This is a genomic window from Spirosoma pollinicola (assembly GCF_002831565.1).
In the GTDB taxonomy this organism is placed as follows: domain Bacteria; phylum Bacteroidota; class Bacteroidia; order Cytophagales; family Spirosomataceae; genus Spirosoma; species Spirosoma pollinicola.
Genome location: NZ_CP025096.1, coordinates 1,036,538 through 1,051,425 on the forward strand (window position 1 = coordinate 1,036,538; position 14,888 = coordinate 1,051,425).

Below are 14,888 nucleotides of genomic sequence, written 5' to 3' on the forward strand. Positions count from 1 at the left end.
ATGATTGAAATTGCATAAGGAATACGAAAAGGGCTATCCCATATAGTCATTTGTCCATGAAGCTAATCGCGAAGTCTGATAACCGGCAATCGTCAAAAGGCCTACCTGAGGTTGTCTTGTCTGACAGGGCTATGCATTGGCTTCTTTTTAAGTATCTATGCAATTGTTTTGTGGGATTCTACCCCACCCCAACCCCTCCCCTTGAAATAAGGGGAGGGGCTCAGGCTTATCACTTTTTTAGCCCCTCCCCTTATTTCAAGGGGAGGGGTTGGGGTGGGGTGAATTATCGCAATACTTATGGTGACTTTCTCAAGCGCCTTGTGCCGTGCTTCGGGCTGTTGGCTGGCCTTGTATTGACCGGTCTGTCGAGCTGGGGACAGAACATAAACAGACAAATGGTGAATCAATATTTGACGCAGTTGGCGAGTAATCCGAACGACACCAGCCGCATCAATGCCCTGATTGCCTTAGGGAAATTTCATGTGCTCAAGTATGGTGAAGTCAAACCTGATTTGGACAGCGCCAAAGGGTATCTGAATCAGGCGAAGGCACTAAGTACCAAACTTCATTTGACTTCGAAACGCCACGCAGCCGAGACGATGCTGGTGGTTGCTCACATGGAGTTAAGGGATACAACGGTGGGAAATTTACTTTTTACCGAACTCATCAACGACTGTAAACGAACAAACGACAGAAATGGACAAGCCGACGCGCTTTCCAGATTTGGGGCTTGTTCTGTGTTTACGACAAAGAATTTTCCGGTGGTACTGGCTTGCTATGCACAGGCGGCTTCCCTGTATCACTCGCTGGGGAACTACGAGGCCGAAATTTATATCCTTCGCGAAATAGCCGCGTTTCACACCAATCAGGGAAAGCTGGATGTAGGGAATAATGAGTTCATCAATGTGTTGAATCGATACAAGGCCATTCAATATCCAAAGCTCCATTACACCTATAGCTGGCTTTCGTATATCAACCGATTGAAAGGAAATTATGGGAAAGCCCTGGGCTATTCGTTTTTGTGCCTGGAGAGCATGAACCGGACTCAGGACACCCTCCTCGCTGCCACGTTTTATGGTGATGTCGCCCAGATATACTGGGAGTTGGGAAAGCAGCAGCAGGCCATTAGCTGGTACAAAAAAGCACTCCAGAAATGGCGGCAGGAAAAACACGCCGATCTGCCCATGTACAATGTAGCCAGCATTATTGCCCGGGATATGACAGCCCACTATAAAGCACCGGAAGCCATAAACTTGTTGAATACGCTTGTCCGGGAAATTCCGCCAATCAACAAAGTTCAAAAAGGCTGCATCGCACAAAGTCTGGCCAATAGCTACAAAGCCCTGCATCAGCCCGAACTGGCCGAACGCTACTACTTGGAAGCGATTGACTGGTACGAAAAATCGCACCAGAATACGGAGATGTCGCAGAAAGTTCAGGCAGAAGTCGGTCAGTTTTATTTGGAGCAGCAGGATAGTAGAAAGGCCGGTCTCTTCCTGGAAAAATCTCTGGCCTTCATTCCCCAGAAACACGCATTGTCGACGGTGAAAGACATCCATTACATGCTCTTTAAAGTCGATTCAGCTCAGGGGAAATATTTATCCGCCATTCATCATTTCCGACTTCATAAAACATTGAACGATTCGCTTTTCAACGAAACCAAGGCGAAACAGATCGCCCAGTTGGAAATACAATATGAGACGAAAGAAAATAAACATAACATTAGCCTGCTCAGGAAAGAAAGCAACCTTCAGGCCACTGAATTAAAGCAAGCCCGAACGATCCGCAATACGATCCTGATCTGCTCCATTCTGTTACTTTGCCTGCTGGGGTTGAGTTATAATCGATACCGGCTCAAGCAGAAAAGCAATCAACTTCTCGAAACGAAACAACGCGAAATCAATCAAAAAAACCAGGCGCTGGAAACCCTCTTGTCTGCACAGCAACAACTGCTGACGGAGAAAGAATGGATGCTCAAGGAAATCCACCACCGGGTAAAAAATAACCTCCAGATCATCACCAGCCTGCTCCATTCGCAGGGCGTATTTTTGACCGACCAGGCCGCTCAGTCGGCCATTCGGGAAAGCCAGAACCGGGTTCACGCGATGGCGTTGATTCATCAGAAATTGTATCAATCCGACCAACTGACAGCTATTCCCATGGCAGGTTATGTGACGGAAATCGTCGATTACCTGATCCAGTCGTTCGACCGGGAAGATACCGTTCGGAAGCAGATTTCACTGGCTCCCATTGATCTGGATGTGACGTTAGCCGTTCCCCTGGGGCTGATTATCAACGAGATTGTGACTAACTCCCTGAAACATGCCTTTCCATTCAACCAGTCGGGCATTATCGGGGTTGACTTGATAAAACTGGACAGCCAGACCTACCAGCTTACGGTCAGTGATAACGGGATTGGTCTGCCCGCCGATATAAATCCAAACCATAGTCAGACGTTAGGGATGAGCCTGATTTGGGGATTGAGTAAGCAACTGGGTGGCCGTTTGCAAATCAATCATGACGACGGTGTACAAATAAGCCTGACGTTTACGGAAGAGAAAATAGTCAAAGAAATGGTCGGCCGGGACTAGCCATTTCTTCGCATTCGTCAGTTTTCAATCATTGACTCACCCCCTACCGCTCTAAAGACCCTGATTTGCTCATGATCAACAGGATGCAGTTAATTAGTCTGAGTGTCTGGTGCCTGTTTACGTTACAGGTCCAGGCTCAGTTGTCTGCTCCACAACTCGACAGTGTCCGTAATCAACTAAAAGGTAGTCTGAACGATACCACTCGGGTAAAACTATTGTTGGAACTAGGTACGTTTAAACTTGATCTGGCCACCCAAACGAAAACGAATCAGGATAGCACCGTCCTGCTTTTTCAGCAGGCGTTGACCCTAAGTAATCAGCTTGGGCAGCAAAAATGGAAAGACGAAAGTCTGTATCAGCTGGGCACCTATTACCTCCGAAACAACAAGCTGGCAAAAGGGAAAGCGTACTTCACTCGAGTCATTAAAGCCTACCAGCAGGCGGGTAATAAAGCACAGGAAAGTAGAGCCTGGTTCAGGATGGGAACTGGAATTCTTAGAATAGGGGAAAACTACGCTGAAATTTTAAGCGCGTTTGGTCACGCGCTGGCCCTGGCAAACCAACTCGGCGATCGACAACAGGAAGCCACCATACGGTCGGCTATGGGCGATATGCATAGTATAATGGGTGAATTTAACGAGGCCGAAAAAGAGTACCTGCGTGTCCTGACGATCCAAAAAGCCATCGGCGATAAACGCATTTACAAAACGTACTTTTCCCTGTCAAACATCGGGTTCTATCGGGGCGATTTCAATAGTGCATTGTCGTATGCGCTAAAGATGATTAAAGCCGTAGAAACCAGTGGGAATACCGGTGAACTGGATTATGCGTACTTCAGGCTGGGAAACGTGTATTTTGAGTTAGGCCAGATCGATAAAAGTGTCGAAGCATACAGGAAGTCACTAGCTATCAGCAAGCAAAAAGGCCAGGTAATTGTCGATGTAGCTCTGGCTAAAAAGTTATCCAGAGCATTACTCAAACAGGGTAGAGCACAGGAAGCATTGCATTTTTTAACAACTATTGACCGAAAAAATCTGCCACTTATCATTGATGACAAAATGACAATGGCCGAAAGTTTTGGGGAGTGCTATGCCGCCTTAAAGCAATACAAACGGGCCGAAGCCTATTATTTAGAAAGCATTGCCTGGAGCAAAAAAACCGCGTCCTGGGTAGCCCTGGTTGCCAATATGGGCATTGGGCGATTTTATGTAGCCACAAGTCAGTACGCCAAAGCCAGCCCTTACCTTCAGAAATTATTGTCGGCTCCGCAGGGTCAAGTGCCTGCCAATATTCTCATGGAAGTGCATTTGATGCAGTTCAAAGTAGATTCTGCTGCAGGTCGGTATGTAGTCGCTATTGCGCAGTTTCAACAATATAAGGCGTTAAATGACTCCATTTTTAATGCGGGTAAAAGCAGGCAGATTAACGAGCTGGAAATTCAGTATGAAACAGAAAAAAAGGAGCAGCAAATACAGTTATTGACTGAAAAAGAACAGCGCCAGCAAAGTGAATTGAAACGGGCACAAACCACCCGCTATGGCTTCATTGCCGGGGCTATTCTGTTGGCGGGTCTGCTTGGCATGAGCTACAATCGGTACCGGCTAAAACAACGTAGTCATCAACTCCTAGAGGCTCAGCAGCAGGAAATCAACCTGAAAAACGATTCCCTCCGCCAAATACTCACCGAAAAAGATCAGCTTCTGGAGGAGAAAGAGTGGATGCTGAAAGAAATCCACCATCGGGTAAAAAACAATCTCCAGATTATCAGCAGTTTGCTCCATTCTCAAAGTGTCTTTTTGACCGACCCGACGGCACAGTCAGCCATCCGGGAAAGTCAGAACCGGGTTCACGCTATGGCGCTAATTCATCAGAAGCTGTATCAGTCCGACCGACTGGCCAACGTTGATCTATCGGAGTATATCGAAGAAATTGTTGACTACCTGATTACGAGCTTTGACCGTCAGGATACCATCCTTAAGCAGATTGCCGTGTCACCTGTTGGGTTAGACATAACGCTGGCCGTTCCATTGGGTCTACTCATAAACGAAGCGGTGACCAACTCACTAAAACACGCTTTCCCGTCAGAACAGGCCGGTTTTATCGCCGTTGAACTAACAAAACCTGATCGCAAAACCTACCGGCTTACGATCAGGGATAATGGCATTGGCTTACCTGTCGATGTTAACCCCGACCAAAGTCAAACGCTGGGTATGAGCTTAATTCGGGGATTGAGTAAACAGTTGAAGGGCACGCTTCAAATTGATCAGAACGACGGTGTACAGATAAGTTTGCTGTTTATGACGGAACAAGTAGACCACGAGACGTTCATCAACTCATAACCTAAACGGTCGTACTTTCCAGCCAATTCAGGATGTAAGTAATTGAGCAAATTTATCTTAGATTAACTACCTTAGGTTCATGAGCCGCAAAGAAAAGCATATCGATCTAAACGAATCAGAACAAATAACTTTACGGGAAGGGGCAAAATATCATCCTAAACCTGAATTTAGAGAAAAATGTCGAGCTCTTTTGTTGAACCAAACTGGTGTGACCATCAAACAAATTGCCACTCATCTAGATGTCAATCATAATACGGTCGGAACATGGATAAACACCTGGGAAACAGCAGGCATTGTTGGCCTAAATCGAAAACTAGGCCAAGGGCGTAACCCGATTTTGAGTGTTACTAATCCTCGTCATATCGGGCACTTAGACAAGGCAGTTGATACGCATGCGCAAAATGTGAAAGCCATTCAGGCCGAATTAGTCAAAGAATTGAATACCCCCATGAGTTCAGATACGGTCAAACGCTTTTTAAAAAAATAATTACTCCTGGCGACGCATCCGGCGGTGTACGCATCAAGGCCAGAACAAAGTAATGTATGCCGATAAATACGAACGCTGGAAATTACTTCTAACACTCTGGCTACTAGGCTACATAGAACTTTATTTTGGGGATGAGTCCGGTTTTACGATGCAGCCCTATGTGCCCTATGCCTGGCAAAAAAAAGGGCTAACTCAACGCCGATTTGCTCGGCGGCAGAACAATCGGTTAAATGTCTTTGGGCTCATGAGTTTATCGGGTCAGTTAACGGTTTATCACAGTGAAGCCAATTTGGACGGTGCCTTTATTAAGAATTGTTTGGATGATTTTGCTCGAAAAGTACACCCTAAACCTTACGTAATTGTACTGGATAATGGCCCTATTCATCATGCAAAAGTGGTTAAAACCGAATTTGATACTTGGGAAAGCCAAGGTCTATCCATTTTTTATTTACCTACCTACAGTCCTCATCTGAATCCCATTGAAATTCTGTGGCGCTTCTGCAAATATAAGTGGCTTAACAAAACGCATTATAAAAGCTGGTCAACCTTAAAGCTAGCTAGCTAGGTGGCTTTCGAAACGTCAACACCGATGAAATAGCAAATGTCCATAAGAGATAGTAATTTAGGCCGGCCGGTGCCGTGTTCAACAAGTCCTTGCTTCAATGCTCAAACCCTTGCTAATGGGGCAGTATCCCCGAATTTCCATTCGAGCCTTTAAGCAAGTAAAACAGGGTGGGTCCTGAATCCGCGCATAGAGCTGGAACTCTGCGGCCCCCTAGGGTAGCCCACCCTGTTCACTTGTTGGCAAGCTACCAAATCTTAGAATCTTACCACGCCACAAACCTAAAGGGCGGCCCCGTCGTACCTGTTCATAAAGCAATCATTCGCTTGCGTCAGTGAATACTGACTTTATGAACAGGCACGACGGGGCCGCCCGTGCGGTAAATACTCGCGCCAGACGTTACTATTCGGGTAGTCTTTCGTATTAAAGTAATATGTAAAGTGATCTAGAATCAATGAGTCGGAAGTACAAAGTCAGAGATCAGTCAAAAGTTTATTTCGTGACCTTCACTGTAGTGCAATGGGTCGATGTATTCACCCGACGGCACTATAAAGACCTTATATTAGATAGTATGCGCTATTGTGTCGCCGAGAAAGGTCTGGAGCTTTATGCCTATTGCCTGATGACTAATCACGTGCACATGATTGTTGGAACAAATAAAAATCCAATTGAATACATTATGCGCGATATGAAACGACAAACCTCGACTCATCTGTTTCCAATGATCGAGCAGGATAGTGAAGAAAGTCGCCGGAATTGGATGTGTTGGATTTTTAAGCGGGCTGGTCAATTGAATCCAGCCAATAATGCACATCAGTTGTGGCAACATGGCTTTCATCCTACTGAGTTGTTCACCGACAGCGTGCTTCAGCAGAAATTGGACTATATACATAACAATCCGGTTGAAGCCGGATTTGTCGACGAGCCGGAAGATTACCTGTATAGCAGTGCCCGTAATTATGCCGCCCGTGCGGTAAATACTCGCGCCAGAAATCATGGCTGCCGTTCCCAGGCCAGCCAGGCCACCACAGCCAAACAAGCCGCAAACCATCCGAATGGCAGGCGTAGGTCGAGGAGCGATAAACACCCGAATACTACGGTCGTGATGAAACTGGCTACCCCTTGCAGGGCCTGATTAATCCCGAAGATCTCGCCCCGGTCTTCGTCGGTTGTGAGTTGGGCCATCAGTCCTTCAATCAATCCCTGGATGAGTGAAAATGTCAGGCAGTCAATCGTAACCAGAATATAGAGCCATAGCATGGATGTGCCCACCAGCCCGTAGCCACCGAGTATCGGTACACCCAGAAGGGCAAGCCAGAAAATGCCCCGACGCTGGTTGATACGGTCGGCGATATATGCATAGAACACGTAGCTGATAACGACACTTAGTGCCCCGAAATACATGAAAAAATACGAAATGCCTCTGGCATCCAGTTGCAACGCTCCGAAACTGACGAAGGTGACAAAGTAGAAATAATAGCCAAGGCCAAGTGTCAACGCCAGTTGCATTAATACCAGCTTTTTCAACCCCTTATACTGGTTGTCTTTGGCTAACAGGCGTCTCCATAGGGTATGCACGTCAAGCGACTGTGCCAGTTCCATTTTCAACGCTGCCGGTTCGACACCGGGTGGATTTGGATGCGTTTCGCGCAGTGTCCAACTCAAAATCATGTTCAGGCTGGATAACGAAACGGCCATGATGGCTACCACCCTTGCCTGATCGCCCTGCACAACGTCGAAGGTTGTTAGTAATAAACCCGATGCTGCAGGGCCAATGACAAAGCCGAGCGAAACGATGGCGCCTTCGATACCAAGGTTTTTGAACAGATTTTCTTTGGGTGAAATATCTGTAATCGCCGACCTGACCGTGGCGTACATGCCGTTTGTGGTGCCGTCGCTTATCCGGTTGGCGAAGTAATAGCCAACGCGTACTGGGAGCAACAGGCAATCGGCCAGGAACGTACCAATAGCCGAAATGATAAAGATAGGTCGGCGGCCGTACCCGTCGGAAAGTTTGCCCAGCAACGGAGCCGAGAATAGTTGCATGCCCAGAAACAGGGCTGTACCAACGGCAAGCCAGAGTTGCGGCCGATCCAATCCTTTTACGAATTCCGGTAAAATTGGCCCCACCGCTGAGCCGACTATGACATCAATAAAAATGATGGCATAAATCTGGTATAACCGATAATCGCGGGCTGGCCTATGGGTTGGCATGAATGAAGTAAGTCAGATGGATGGTGCTTCGAACCACCTCGTCCACCTTTAGTCGTTAAAATGTCATTACATAAAACTGGCAGGTAAACGACTGTCCGAATTCCTGCATGTCTCGTTGATAAGTCGGTTGGAAGCCGTATCGTTCATAAAACTGCATAAGTTTAGGGCGAGTGGCATCTGTTTCGAGTTGCAGCGTTTTAATGCCCCGTTTCAGGCACTCTTCCCGACTGAAGTCGATAATGGCCGCGAATAGATTTTGCCCGCTGAATAGCCGCCGAATGGCTAATTTGTGAATGAAGCCTGAGGTATTAGCCTCCACATCAGGCCAGTAAAGTGGATCTTCCCATTGGAGAATGAAAACTGCTGCCGGTTCCGGGTCGGTGCCATCGCCACGGTCGGCATACATCACGAAGAGATTGTCTTTGGTATATTCATCAATCAGGTTTTCAGGCGTGAGGGTGTCCACGTTCCAGAGACCGCGGTCGTTGTCAACGAGCCACTGGCCCACTTCGCGAAGTAATGTAAGGGCCGTATCGGGTTGATCGTTTCGAAAAGTAAATTGCATAGGTACTGATTAGGGTCTATGTACTACGTCTGTCCGTATGCTGCGCATACGGTTAACCATAGTCAACTCCTTCGGAGTTTTAGATGAATAGGTATTTTTCGTCGTACGTGATTTCGTGTTCGTCCAACAGGCTTTTGTATTCGTCGTTGAACGTGACTTTTTGATGGTGTTCTTTTTGTTTTTTAATGTAGTTGATAACCCGGTCACGTTCTTTGACCGAATAAGTAAAGGCACCATATCCCTCTGCCCATCCCTCGAACTCAGGGAATAATCCGCTGGATTTCATCCATAGCGAACTGGCAACTTTAATGTCCTTAACAAAATCGGCCAATGCAACTGATGGGTGTAGGTCACTGAGAATGTGAATATGATCTTCCACGCCATTTATTCTGAACAATTTGCAATTCTTATTTTTAATGACCCCCCAAATGTATTGGTACAGTTCTGAACAGTACGCATCATCAATAGTGGGATTTCTTCGTTTTGTTCCGAAAACGATGTGGTAGAGTATTTGTCGATAACTCATAGGGTTAGTGTTGGCGTCGGTGGGTATGTGGGTGTATGTATTTATATGTGCGTACCCTGCACTGCGTACCCTGCACTGCGTACCCTGCACTGCGTACAGGGTTAACCACAGTCAACACCTTCGGTGTTGTCCGCGTAGCAACACCGAAGGTGTTGACTGTGGTTAACCCCAGGTGTATCCTGGGGTATTGGGTCATGTGGTGTCCTGGGTCATGTGGTGTCCTGGGTCATGTGGTGTCCTGGGTCATGTGGATGTCCTGGGGTATTGGGTCATGTGGTGTATCCTATGTCATGCAGCATACGCTGATACATGTAGTCTATCTACGCTACTTTTTCCCTAACCCTGACCCGTCATCAACCACTTTGCTTAATACCGATACGCCATTTTCGTCAAATGCTTCGATGGCGAAGTAATAGGGGACACCAACGTTTAGGGCACGCAGTTCGAAGGTGTTGGGCTGGTCGTTCCAGAACTGATAATTCTGATAGAGTTTGTCGGGAGCGATGCCCCAGCGGATGTTGTAGCCTACCGCACCCGGTACTTTGCTCCAGGACAGGTCGGCGTTACGCTGATCTTTTTGCCGTTTGGCGGTCAGGGTCGCTGGTGTAGCGGGTACTTTCCCCTGACCATTGCCGAACACCCGAAATGCGTTGATTGCCAGATGCGACCCAGCTACATAGACATGTTCATAGCGCACATAGCGTGCCCTAACGGGTTTTCCGTCTCCACGGGGATCAAGCTCAACATACGCACAGGCGCGGTCGCGTTTGGGTTCTTTTGTGAGATCGGCGGCAACCGTCCATTTTTTGTTATCGGTTGAGGTCAGAATTTTGAACTGCGTATACACCGTTGAGTCGGAGTCGTAGACGGTTTGTTTATAGTCGATATAATCAACCTGCACGGCCCGTACATCGCGTTCGGCCCCCAGATCGAGGGTTAGCGTTTCGCCGGGTTTGTTCTGATTAGCCACCCAAAACGTACGCGGGTCTTCGTCCGTCGTTCTGTCTGCCGACAGTGTATCAGTGGGTGAGGCTTTTAAGGTCGACGAGGCTACGGCAGGCTTACGGTAGGAGAGGAGCATCCAGCCCGTAAACAGCTCATCGGTTTCCATGCCATTCTGACTGGGAACAGCTTTTGTGGCTAAATAATGCGGAAAATCGCCGAAACGAGTATTGGCAAATAGCTGGTCGTCTTTGTCGAAACCCGCCGGATTCATCACAATCCGGCGTTCCATTCCCCAGTTATACCCAATCCAGGTTGTGCCGGTGTTCCAGTAGTTGCCGAAGTTATCCTGAAACGTGTTGCCGTGGCCGCAGCCCGTGGCAAAGCCGCCGGGTTTATAGGCTACCGGGTTATAAGGCGCATACTCAAACGGCCCGAGTGGGTCTTTACTCACATAGGTGCCATTGCCATACACGTTGTACTCCGTGCCGGGAGCGCCATATTGAAGGTAATATTTGCCTTTATATTTGGTCATCCAGGCCCCTTCGGTAAAGGGCTTGAACGGGTCGGAGTGGTTTGGGCCGAAACGCTCCCAACCATGTTTGTAAGGGTCGAGCCAAAGCATGGCTTTGTAGGCTTCGGCTGGATTATTACCCGCATAGGTGAGGTTGCGTTTCTTGTCCAGTTCGGCGCCAAACAATGGGTACACATTCGATGAACCCCAGTACATATACCATTTATCGGTATCGTCGTCATGAAACAGGGCGGGGTCCCAGGGGCCAATGTCTTTGGGCAAACGCGGCATCCAGCGGTTAAGAAATTTCAGTTTACCTTTTTCGGGTTCGGTCGAGTAAAAAATAGGCCGTTGCTCAAAGGTAGACTGGAACAAATACATTGTATCGCGAACCGACAGAGCCGCCGGGGCGCACATATCCTCCATCGGCCACTTGTCGGGCACGATATAATTCCAGTTGATCAGGTCTTTTGAGTGCCACCAGCCGCCCTGAATGGTTACGAATAGATAATACTCCTTTTTGTGGTTGATAATAACCGGATCGGCCCCGGAGCGGTACGAGATTTTCTCGTTCAGTTGCTCAAAATTGTACCGATAGCTGATGTCCATCGGGTTGCAATAGGTCTTTTTCTGGACTTGAGCAATGTTCTCAAGCGAACAGATTGTTAGAAAGAGCAGGATCAGAAATCGCACGGAATTGTCAGGTTTAGGTAGGATCATTAACATTTGGACAGGCTCACAAGTTAAGCACCTATGACCAATATAAACAAGACTATCCTGCAATCGCTGGGCAGTGGCCTGGCCGGTGCCTGTGCGTTGACGGCGCTTCACGAAACCGCCCGCCAATTCATTTCAGACGCTCCCCGCGCCGATATTCTGGGAATGCGGGCCATCAAAAAAGTGATGGAAGTTGCCGATGAGGAGCCCCCCGCCGACGACGAACTGCACGATTGGGCGCTAGGCGGAGATATTGTATCAAATGCGCTCTACTATAGTTTGATCGGCCTGGCGAAACCTAAAGATGCACTGGTAACCGGGGCGGCTTTAGGGCTTGCGGCAGGCGTGGGAGCTGTTGGCTTGCCCGGCCCAATGGGGCTGGGTACGGCACCCAGTAGCCGGACAACCGCCACCGCAGCTATGACGATCGGCTGGTATCTGCTTGGCGGGCTGGTAACGGCAGGAGCCTATACATGGCTAAAGCGTAAATAAGCTACTTTTTAGTAAGTTAGTAACGTTCAGGAGATCGAAAAAAAAGCCTGAATACAGACAGTACATTCCACAAATTATGTACCTTGACTGTATGATTGCTACAACCCCGACACCTCCTTACTACGCTGTAATCTTTACGTCCATTCGTACAGATTATAATGATGGCTATAGTGATATGGCTACGCGGATGGTTGAGATGGCCCATCTACAACCGGGATTCCTGGGTGTCGAATCAGCCCGAACCGAGCTAGGTATTACCGTATCTTACTGGGAAAGTCCAGAGTCGATTCGTGTGTGGAAAGAAAAAGCCGAACACTTAATTGCCCAGCAGATAGGGCGCGAACGATGGTATGAAAGCTACAAAATTCGTGTCTGCAAAGTAGAACGAGATTACGGGTTTGAGTTGTAATGTGTTTATTCGTAGCTGAGATCTGACTGATTGGCGGTGAGAGTAGATACCAGTCGGGCTAAGCAATTAACAAACCTCTGATCCGCAATCGTCACCTGCGCCAATCTCGGTTTCGAGAGTTGCGTGGCTGATTTTTCGATGCTCCAGCCGGTGTCGGGCATCGGCTTTGAGTTTATTTACCGCAGCCACCGATAGGTTCGGTGCCAGCACAAGGTGCGCTGTCAGGGCGTTTTCTGTTGTGCTCATGGCCCATACATGCACATGATGAACGTCTTGTACACCCGCAACCGCCCGTAAGTCGGCCAGCACATCGGGGAGGTCAATATCTGCCGGAATGCCATCCATCGACAGCCGCAAACTATCGGTTAACAAACGCCAGGTCGAGCCCATGATAATAATGGCAACCAGTATGCCAATGAGTGGGTCGAGCCAGGTCCAGCCGGTATAAGTAATCAGGACCCCCGCCACCACCACGCCCAGCGATACCAGTGCATCGACGACTAAATGGAGGTAAGCCCCTTTTGCGTTCAGGTCGTGCTCTTTGTTTCTGAAAAATAGCATAGCCGACGCGGCATTGACCAGTATGCCCAGGCCCGCCACCCAGGCTACCGCACCACCCGCTACGGGTTCGGGATGCCGGAAACGACTGATGCTTTCCCACAAAATGGCGCCTATCGTAATTAGCAAAATAACGGCGTTCGTCAGGGACGCCAGCACCGTACTTTTCCGGTACCCGTAGGTAAAGCCAGGTGTTTGACGCACGCGTGCCAACCGAAACGCAAGTAGCGACAATAACAAACTCGCGACATCGCTGAGGTTATGACCTGCATCGGCAGCAAGCGCCAGCGAATGATAATAAAAGCCCATGCCGAACTCGACAATGACATACACTGTGTTCAGAATGGCCCCAATAATTAACGCCCGATTTACGGAGGTCAGTACAGTAGGACCATGGTGATGCCCGGCGTGTTCTTCATGGTTGTGTTCGTGTGCCATCTAATTAGTTAAGTAGCGTGAACCGTATGCAGTTCATTTCGTCGTTGTAAAGGTAGATCAGCGAGGAATGCAACAGGTAGTCAAAAACAGGGTAGACGATGGATTGAGTAGTTTCCTGAGATCGAAAATGAAAGGAGATTAAAAAAATAAGAGTGCTGATTAGCCGATTGGCATACAAATTAGTTATTAATTATAAATTCTTTAAAATGGTAACTTCTGGTATTAATACCGATGGAAGGCCGTACTTTCGTAACATGAACTTCTGTGGACCTTACGACAAAAAACTAGCGGAGCAGTATCAGCCAGTCCTGCATACCCCTATAGCAGCCGGGTGGGAGTTCAGGCAAAAACCACTTTTGCTAGCGGGTAGTGCCGGATGGCGATCTTTGGCAAAATTGCAGGATTGGGCATTAACGGCCAGCGTTCGTCATGAACTACTGAGCGACAAATGGACAATTGTGATTACAGATCAGCATCAAATCATCCAGTATGTAAATCCTCATTTCGAGAAAATGACGGGCTATTCTAATTATGAAGCCATCGGACGCCGACCCAGTTTTTTGCAGAGCGAAGAGACATCGAAATTGAGTCGTCTGCGCATCAGACAGGCCATTGAGCAGCAAAAGTCTGTGAGTGAGTTGATGCTGAATTTTAGAAAAGACCAAACGCCTTATTGGTGTCAGGTTACGATTCGTCCCATTAGTAATCGGCAGAAAGAGGTGGTCAACTATATTGCTTTTGAGCAGGAGGTCCCATTTGATGAATCCAGCCTTAGTTAATAAACATCAGAATGTCGATTGCCCACGTTGTCAGCGGCCTTTTACCTGCCGGGCGGGCACGATAAGCGTGTGCCAATGTAGCACACTGGTGCTAACTGATGCTCAGCATCGGTACATAAATTTTTTGTATCAGGGTTGTCTTTGCGCCAACTGCCTGTTTGATTTACAGTCGGAGTATACCCAAAAAACAGGATCGTAGATTACTGGAAAAAGAATTGCCTTACGGGCACGTTTCACTGACGAGAACAGGCGGCAAAGCTGTTTTTTTTATCATGAATTTTTCTGACCGCATAGGGACAGATCGAATTCATCCTGATTTACCTTTGCGCCAGAAATGAAAGGCGCACTGGTTTATATACTCCTCATTGCAACGTTGCTGCCAACCGTCAGCCCGTGGGGAACCATTGCGTATTATCACGTCAATAAAGACTACATCGCCCGCGTCCTCTGCGAAAATCGCGATAAGCCCCAACTCCACTGCGACGGTAAATGTTATCTGGCAAAGCAATTGAAAGCGCAGCAGGATCGACAGGATAAAGAAACGACTGAACGGGTGCAAAATACCCCCTTACTCCAGTTGTTCTGCCAGGCCAATTTGCCGTTTCAGTTTCGCTCAGTTCTGACTGTACTAGCGTCTGTTGAGTTTTCTGCTTATACTTTTCCTTCTTACGTGGCTCCCATGTCGGGCCCATTTCATCCTCCCCAGGTTTAAGTCGAGTCGCTTTTTTGCGGTTGAATAATGCCTTTTCTGACGC

Annotated in this window: 14 protein-coding genes and 1 pseudogene; 10 read left to right on the top strand and 5 right to left on the bottom strand. The window is 47.9% G+C overall.

Annotated features, from left to right (window positions below; all coding sequences use genetic code 11):
• The first annotated feature begins 56 nt into the window (after positions 1-56).
• The 5 genes and pseudogenes from CWM47_RS04535 to CWM47_RS04555 all read left to right on the top strand — a co-directional run.
• On the top strand, positions 57-2,591 hold the full coding sequence (locus tag CWM47_RS04535) for a tetratricopeptide repeat-containing sensor histidine kinase (RefSeq protein ID WP_100986621.1): 2,535 nt from the start codon (positions 57-59) through the stop codon (positions 2,589-2,591).
• A gap of 71 nt (positions 2,592-2,662) precedes the next feature.
• Complete coding sequence (locus CWM47_RS04540; protein ID WP_100986623.1) at positions 2,663-4,930, top strand: tetratricopeptide repeat-containing sensor histidine kinase; 2,268 nt, start codon at positions 2,663-2,665, stop codon at positions 4,928-4,930.
• 79 nt (positions 4,931-5,009) lie between these two features.
• Positions 5,010-5,417, top strand: coding sequence for a helix-turn-helix domain-containing protein (locus CWM47_RS04545; RefSeq protein ID WP_100986625.1), 408 nt, complete (start codon positions 5,010-5,012; stop codon positions 5,415-5,417).
• A gap of 52 nt (positions 5,418-5,469) precedes the next feature.
• Complete coding sequence (locus tag CWM47_RS04550; protein WP_100986627.1) at positions 5,470-5,982, top strand: IS630 family transposase; 513 nt, start codon at positions 5,470-5,472, stop codon at positions 5,980-5,982.
• A 451-nt stretch (positions 5,983-6,433) separates the two neighbouring features.
• A pseudogene (locus tag CWM47_RS04555) lies at positions 6,434-6,865 on the top strand (transposase); the annotation flags it as partial.
• A 107-nt stretch (positions 6,866-6,972) separates the two neighbouring features.
• On the opposite strand, the gene CWM47_RS04560 reads toward CWM47_RS04555, so the two are convergent.
• The 4 genes from CWM47_RS04560 to CWM47_RS04575 all read right to left on the bottom strand — a co-directional run bounded on the left by CWM47_RS04560 (position 6,973) and on the right by CWM47_RS04575 (position 11,460).
• Positions 6,973-8,193 (bottom strand): MFS transporter, encoded by a 1,221-nt coding sequence (locus tag CWM47_RS04560; RefSeq protein WP_100986629.1) that lies wholly within the window; start codon positions 8,191-8,193, stop codon positions 6,973-6,975.
• Between the two features lie 55 nt (positions 8,194-8,248).
• Entirely contained in the window at positions 8,249-8,758 is a 510-nt protein-coding gene (locus tag CWM47_RS04565) for a GNAT family N-acetyltransferase (protein ID WP_100986631.1), read from the bottom strand.
• 79 nt (positions 8,759-8,837) lie between these two features.
• Positions 8,838-9,284, bottom strand: coding sequence for an IS200/IS605 family transposase (gene tnpA, locus CWM47_RS04570; protein WP_100986633.1), 447 nt, complete (start codon positions 9,282-9,284; stop codon positions 8,838-8,840).
• Between the two features lie 325 nt (positions 9,285-9,609).
• Positions 9,610-11,460, bottom strand: coding sequence for a family 43 glycosylhydrolase (locus tag CWM47_RS04575; RefSeq protein ID WP_394341981.1), 1,851 nt, complete (start codon positions 11,458-11,460; stop codon positions 9,610-9,612).
• A gap of 33 nt (positions 11,461-11,493) precedes the next feature.
• Here CWM47_RS04575 and CWM47_RS04580 point away from each other — a divergent pair, with 33 nt between their 5' ends.
• Both CWM47_RS04580 and CWM47_RS04585 read left to right on the top strand, forming a co-directional pair.
• The gene (locus CWM47_RS04580) at positions 11,494-11,949 is read left to right on the top strand and encodes a hypothetical protein (RefSeq protein ID WP_100986637.1); all 456 of its coding nucleotides are present in this window, start codon (positions 11,494-11,496) and stop codon (positions 11,947-11,949) included.
• Positions 11,950-12,040: 91 nt separating this feature from the next.
• On the top strand, positions 12,041-12,358 hold the full coding sequence (locus CWM47_RS04585; protein ID WP_100993731.1) for an antibiotic biosynthesis monooxygenase family protein: 318 nt from the start codon (positions 12,041-12,043) through the stop codon (positions 12,356-12,358).
• A 66-nt stretch (positions 12,359-12,424) separates the two neighbouring features.
• On the opposite strand, the gene CWM47_RS04590 is transcribed toward CWM47_RS04585, so the two are convergent.
• Entirely contained in the window at positions 12,425-13,354 is a 930-nt protein-coding gene (locus CWM47_RS04590; RefSeq protein WP_100986639.1) for a cation diffusion facilitator family transporter, read from the bottom strand.
• A gap of 254 nt (positions 13,355-13,608) precedes the next feature.
• On the opposite strand from CWM47_RS04590, the gene CWM47_RS04595 reads away from it, so the two are divergent.
• The 3 genes from CWM47_RS04595 (at position 13,609) to CWM47_RS04605 (ending at position 14,845) form a co-directional block, all read left to right on the top strand.
• The gene (locus tag CWM47_RS04595) at positions 13,609-14,133 is read left to right on the top strand and encodes a PAS domain-containing protein (RefSeq protein ID WP_100993732.1); all 525 of its coding nucleotides are present in this window, start codon (positions 13,609-13,611) and stop codon (positions 14,131-14,133) included.
• Positions 14,114-14,332: a cysteine-rich CWC family protein gene (locus tag CWM47_RS40175; protein ID WP_100986641.1), complete on the top strand. Its 219-nt coding sequence runs from the start codon at positions 14,114-14,116 to the stop codon at positions 14,330-14,332. The genes CWM47_RS04595 and CWM47_RS40175 overlap by 20 nt, the downstream gene beginning before the upstream one ends.
• 135 nt (positions 14,333-14,467) lie before the next feature.
• A complete protein-coding gene (locus CWM47_RS04605) occupies positions 14,468-14,845 on the top strand; it encodes a hypothetical protein (protein WP_100986643.1) in 378 nt (125 codons plus the stop codon).
• Positions 14,846-14,888: the final 43 nt, after the last annotated feature.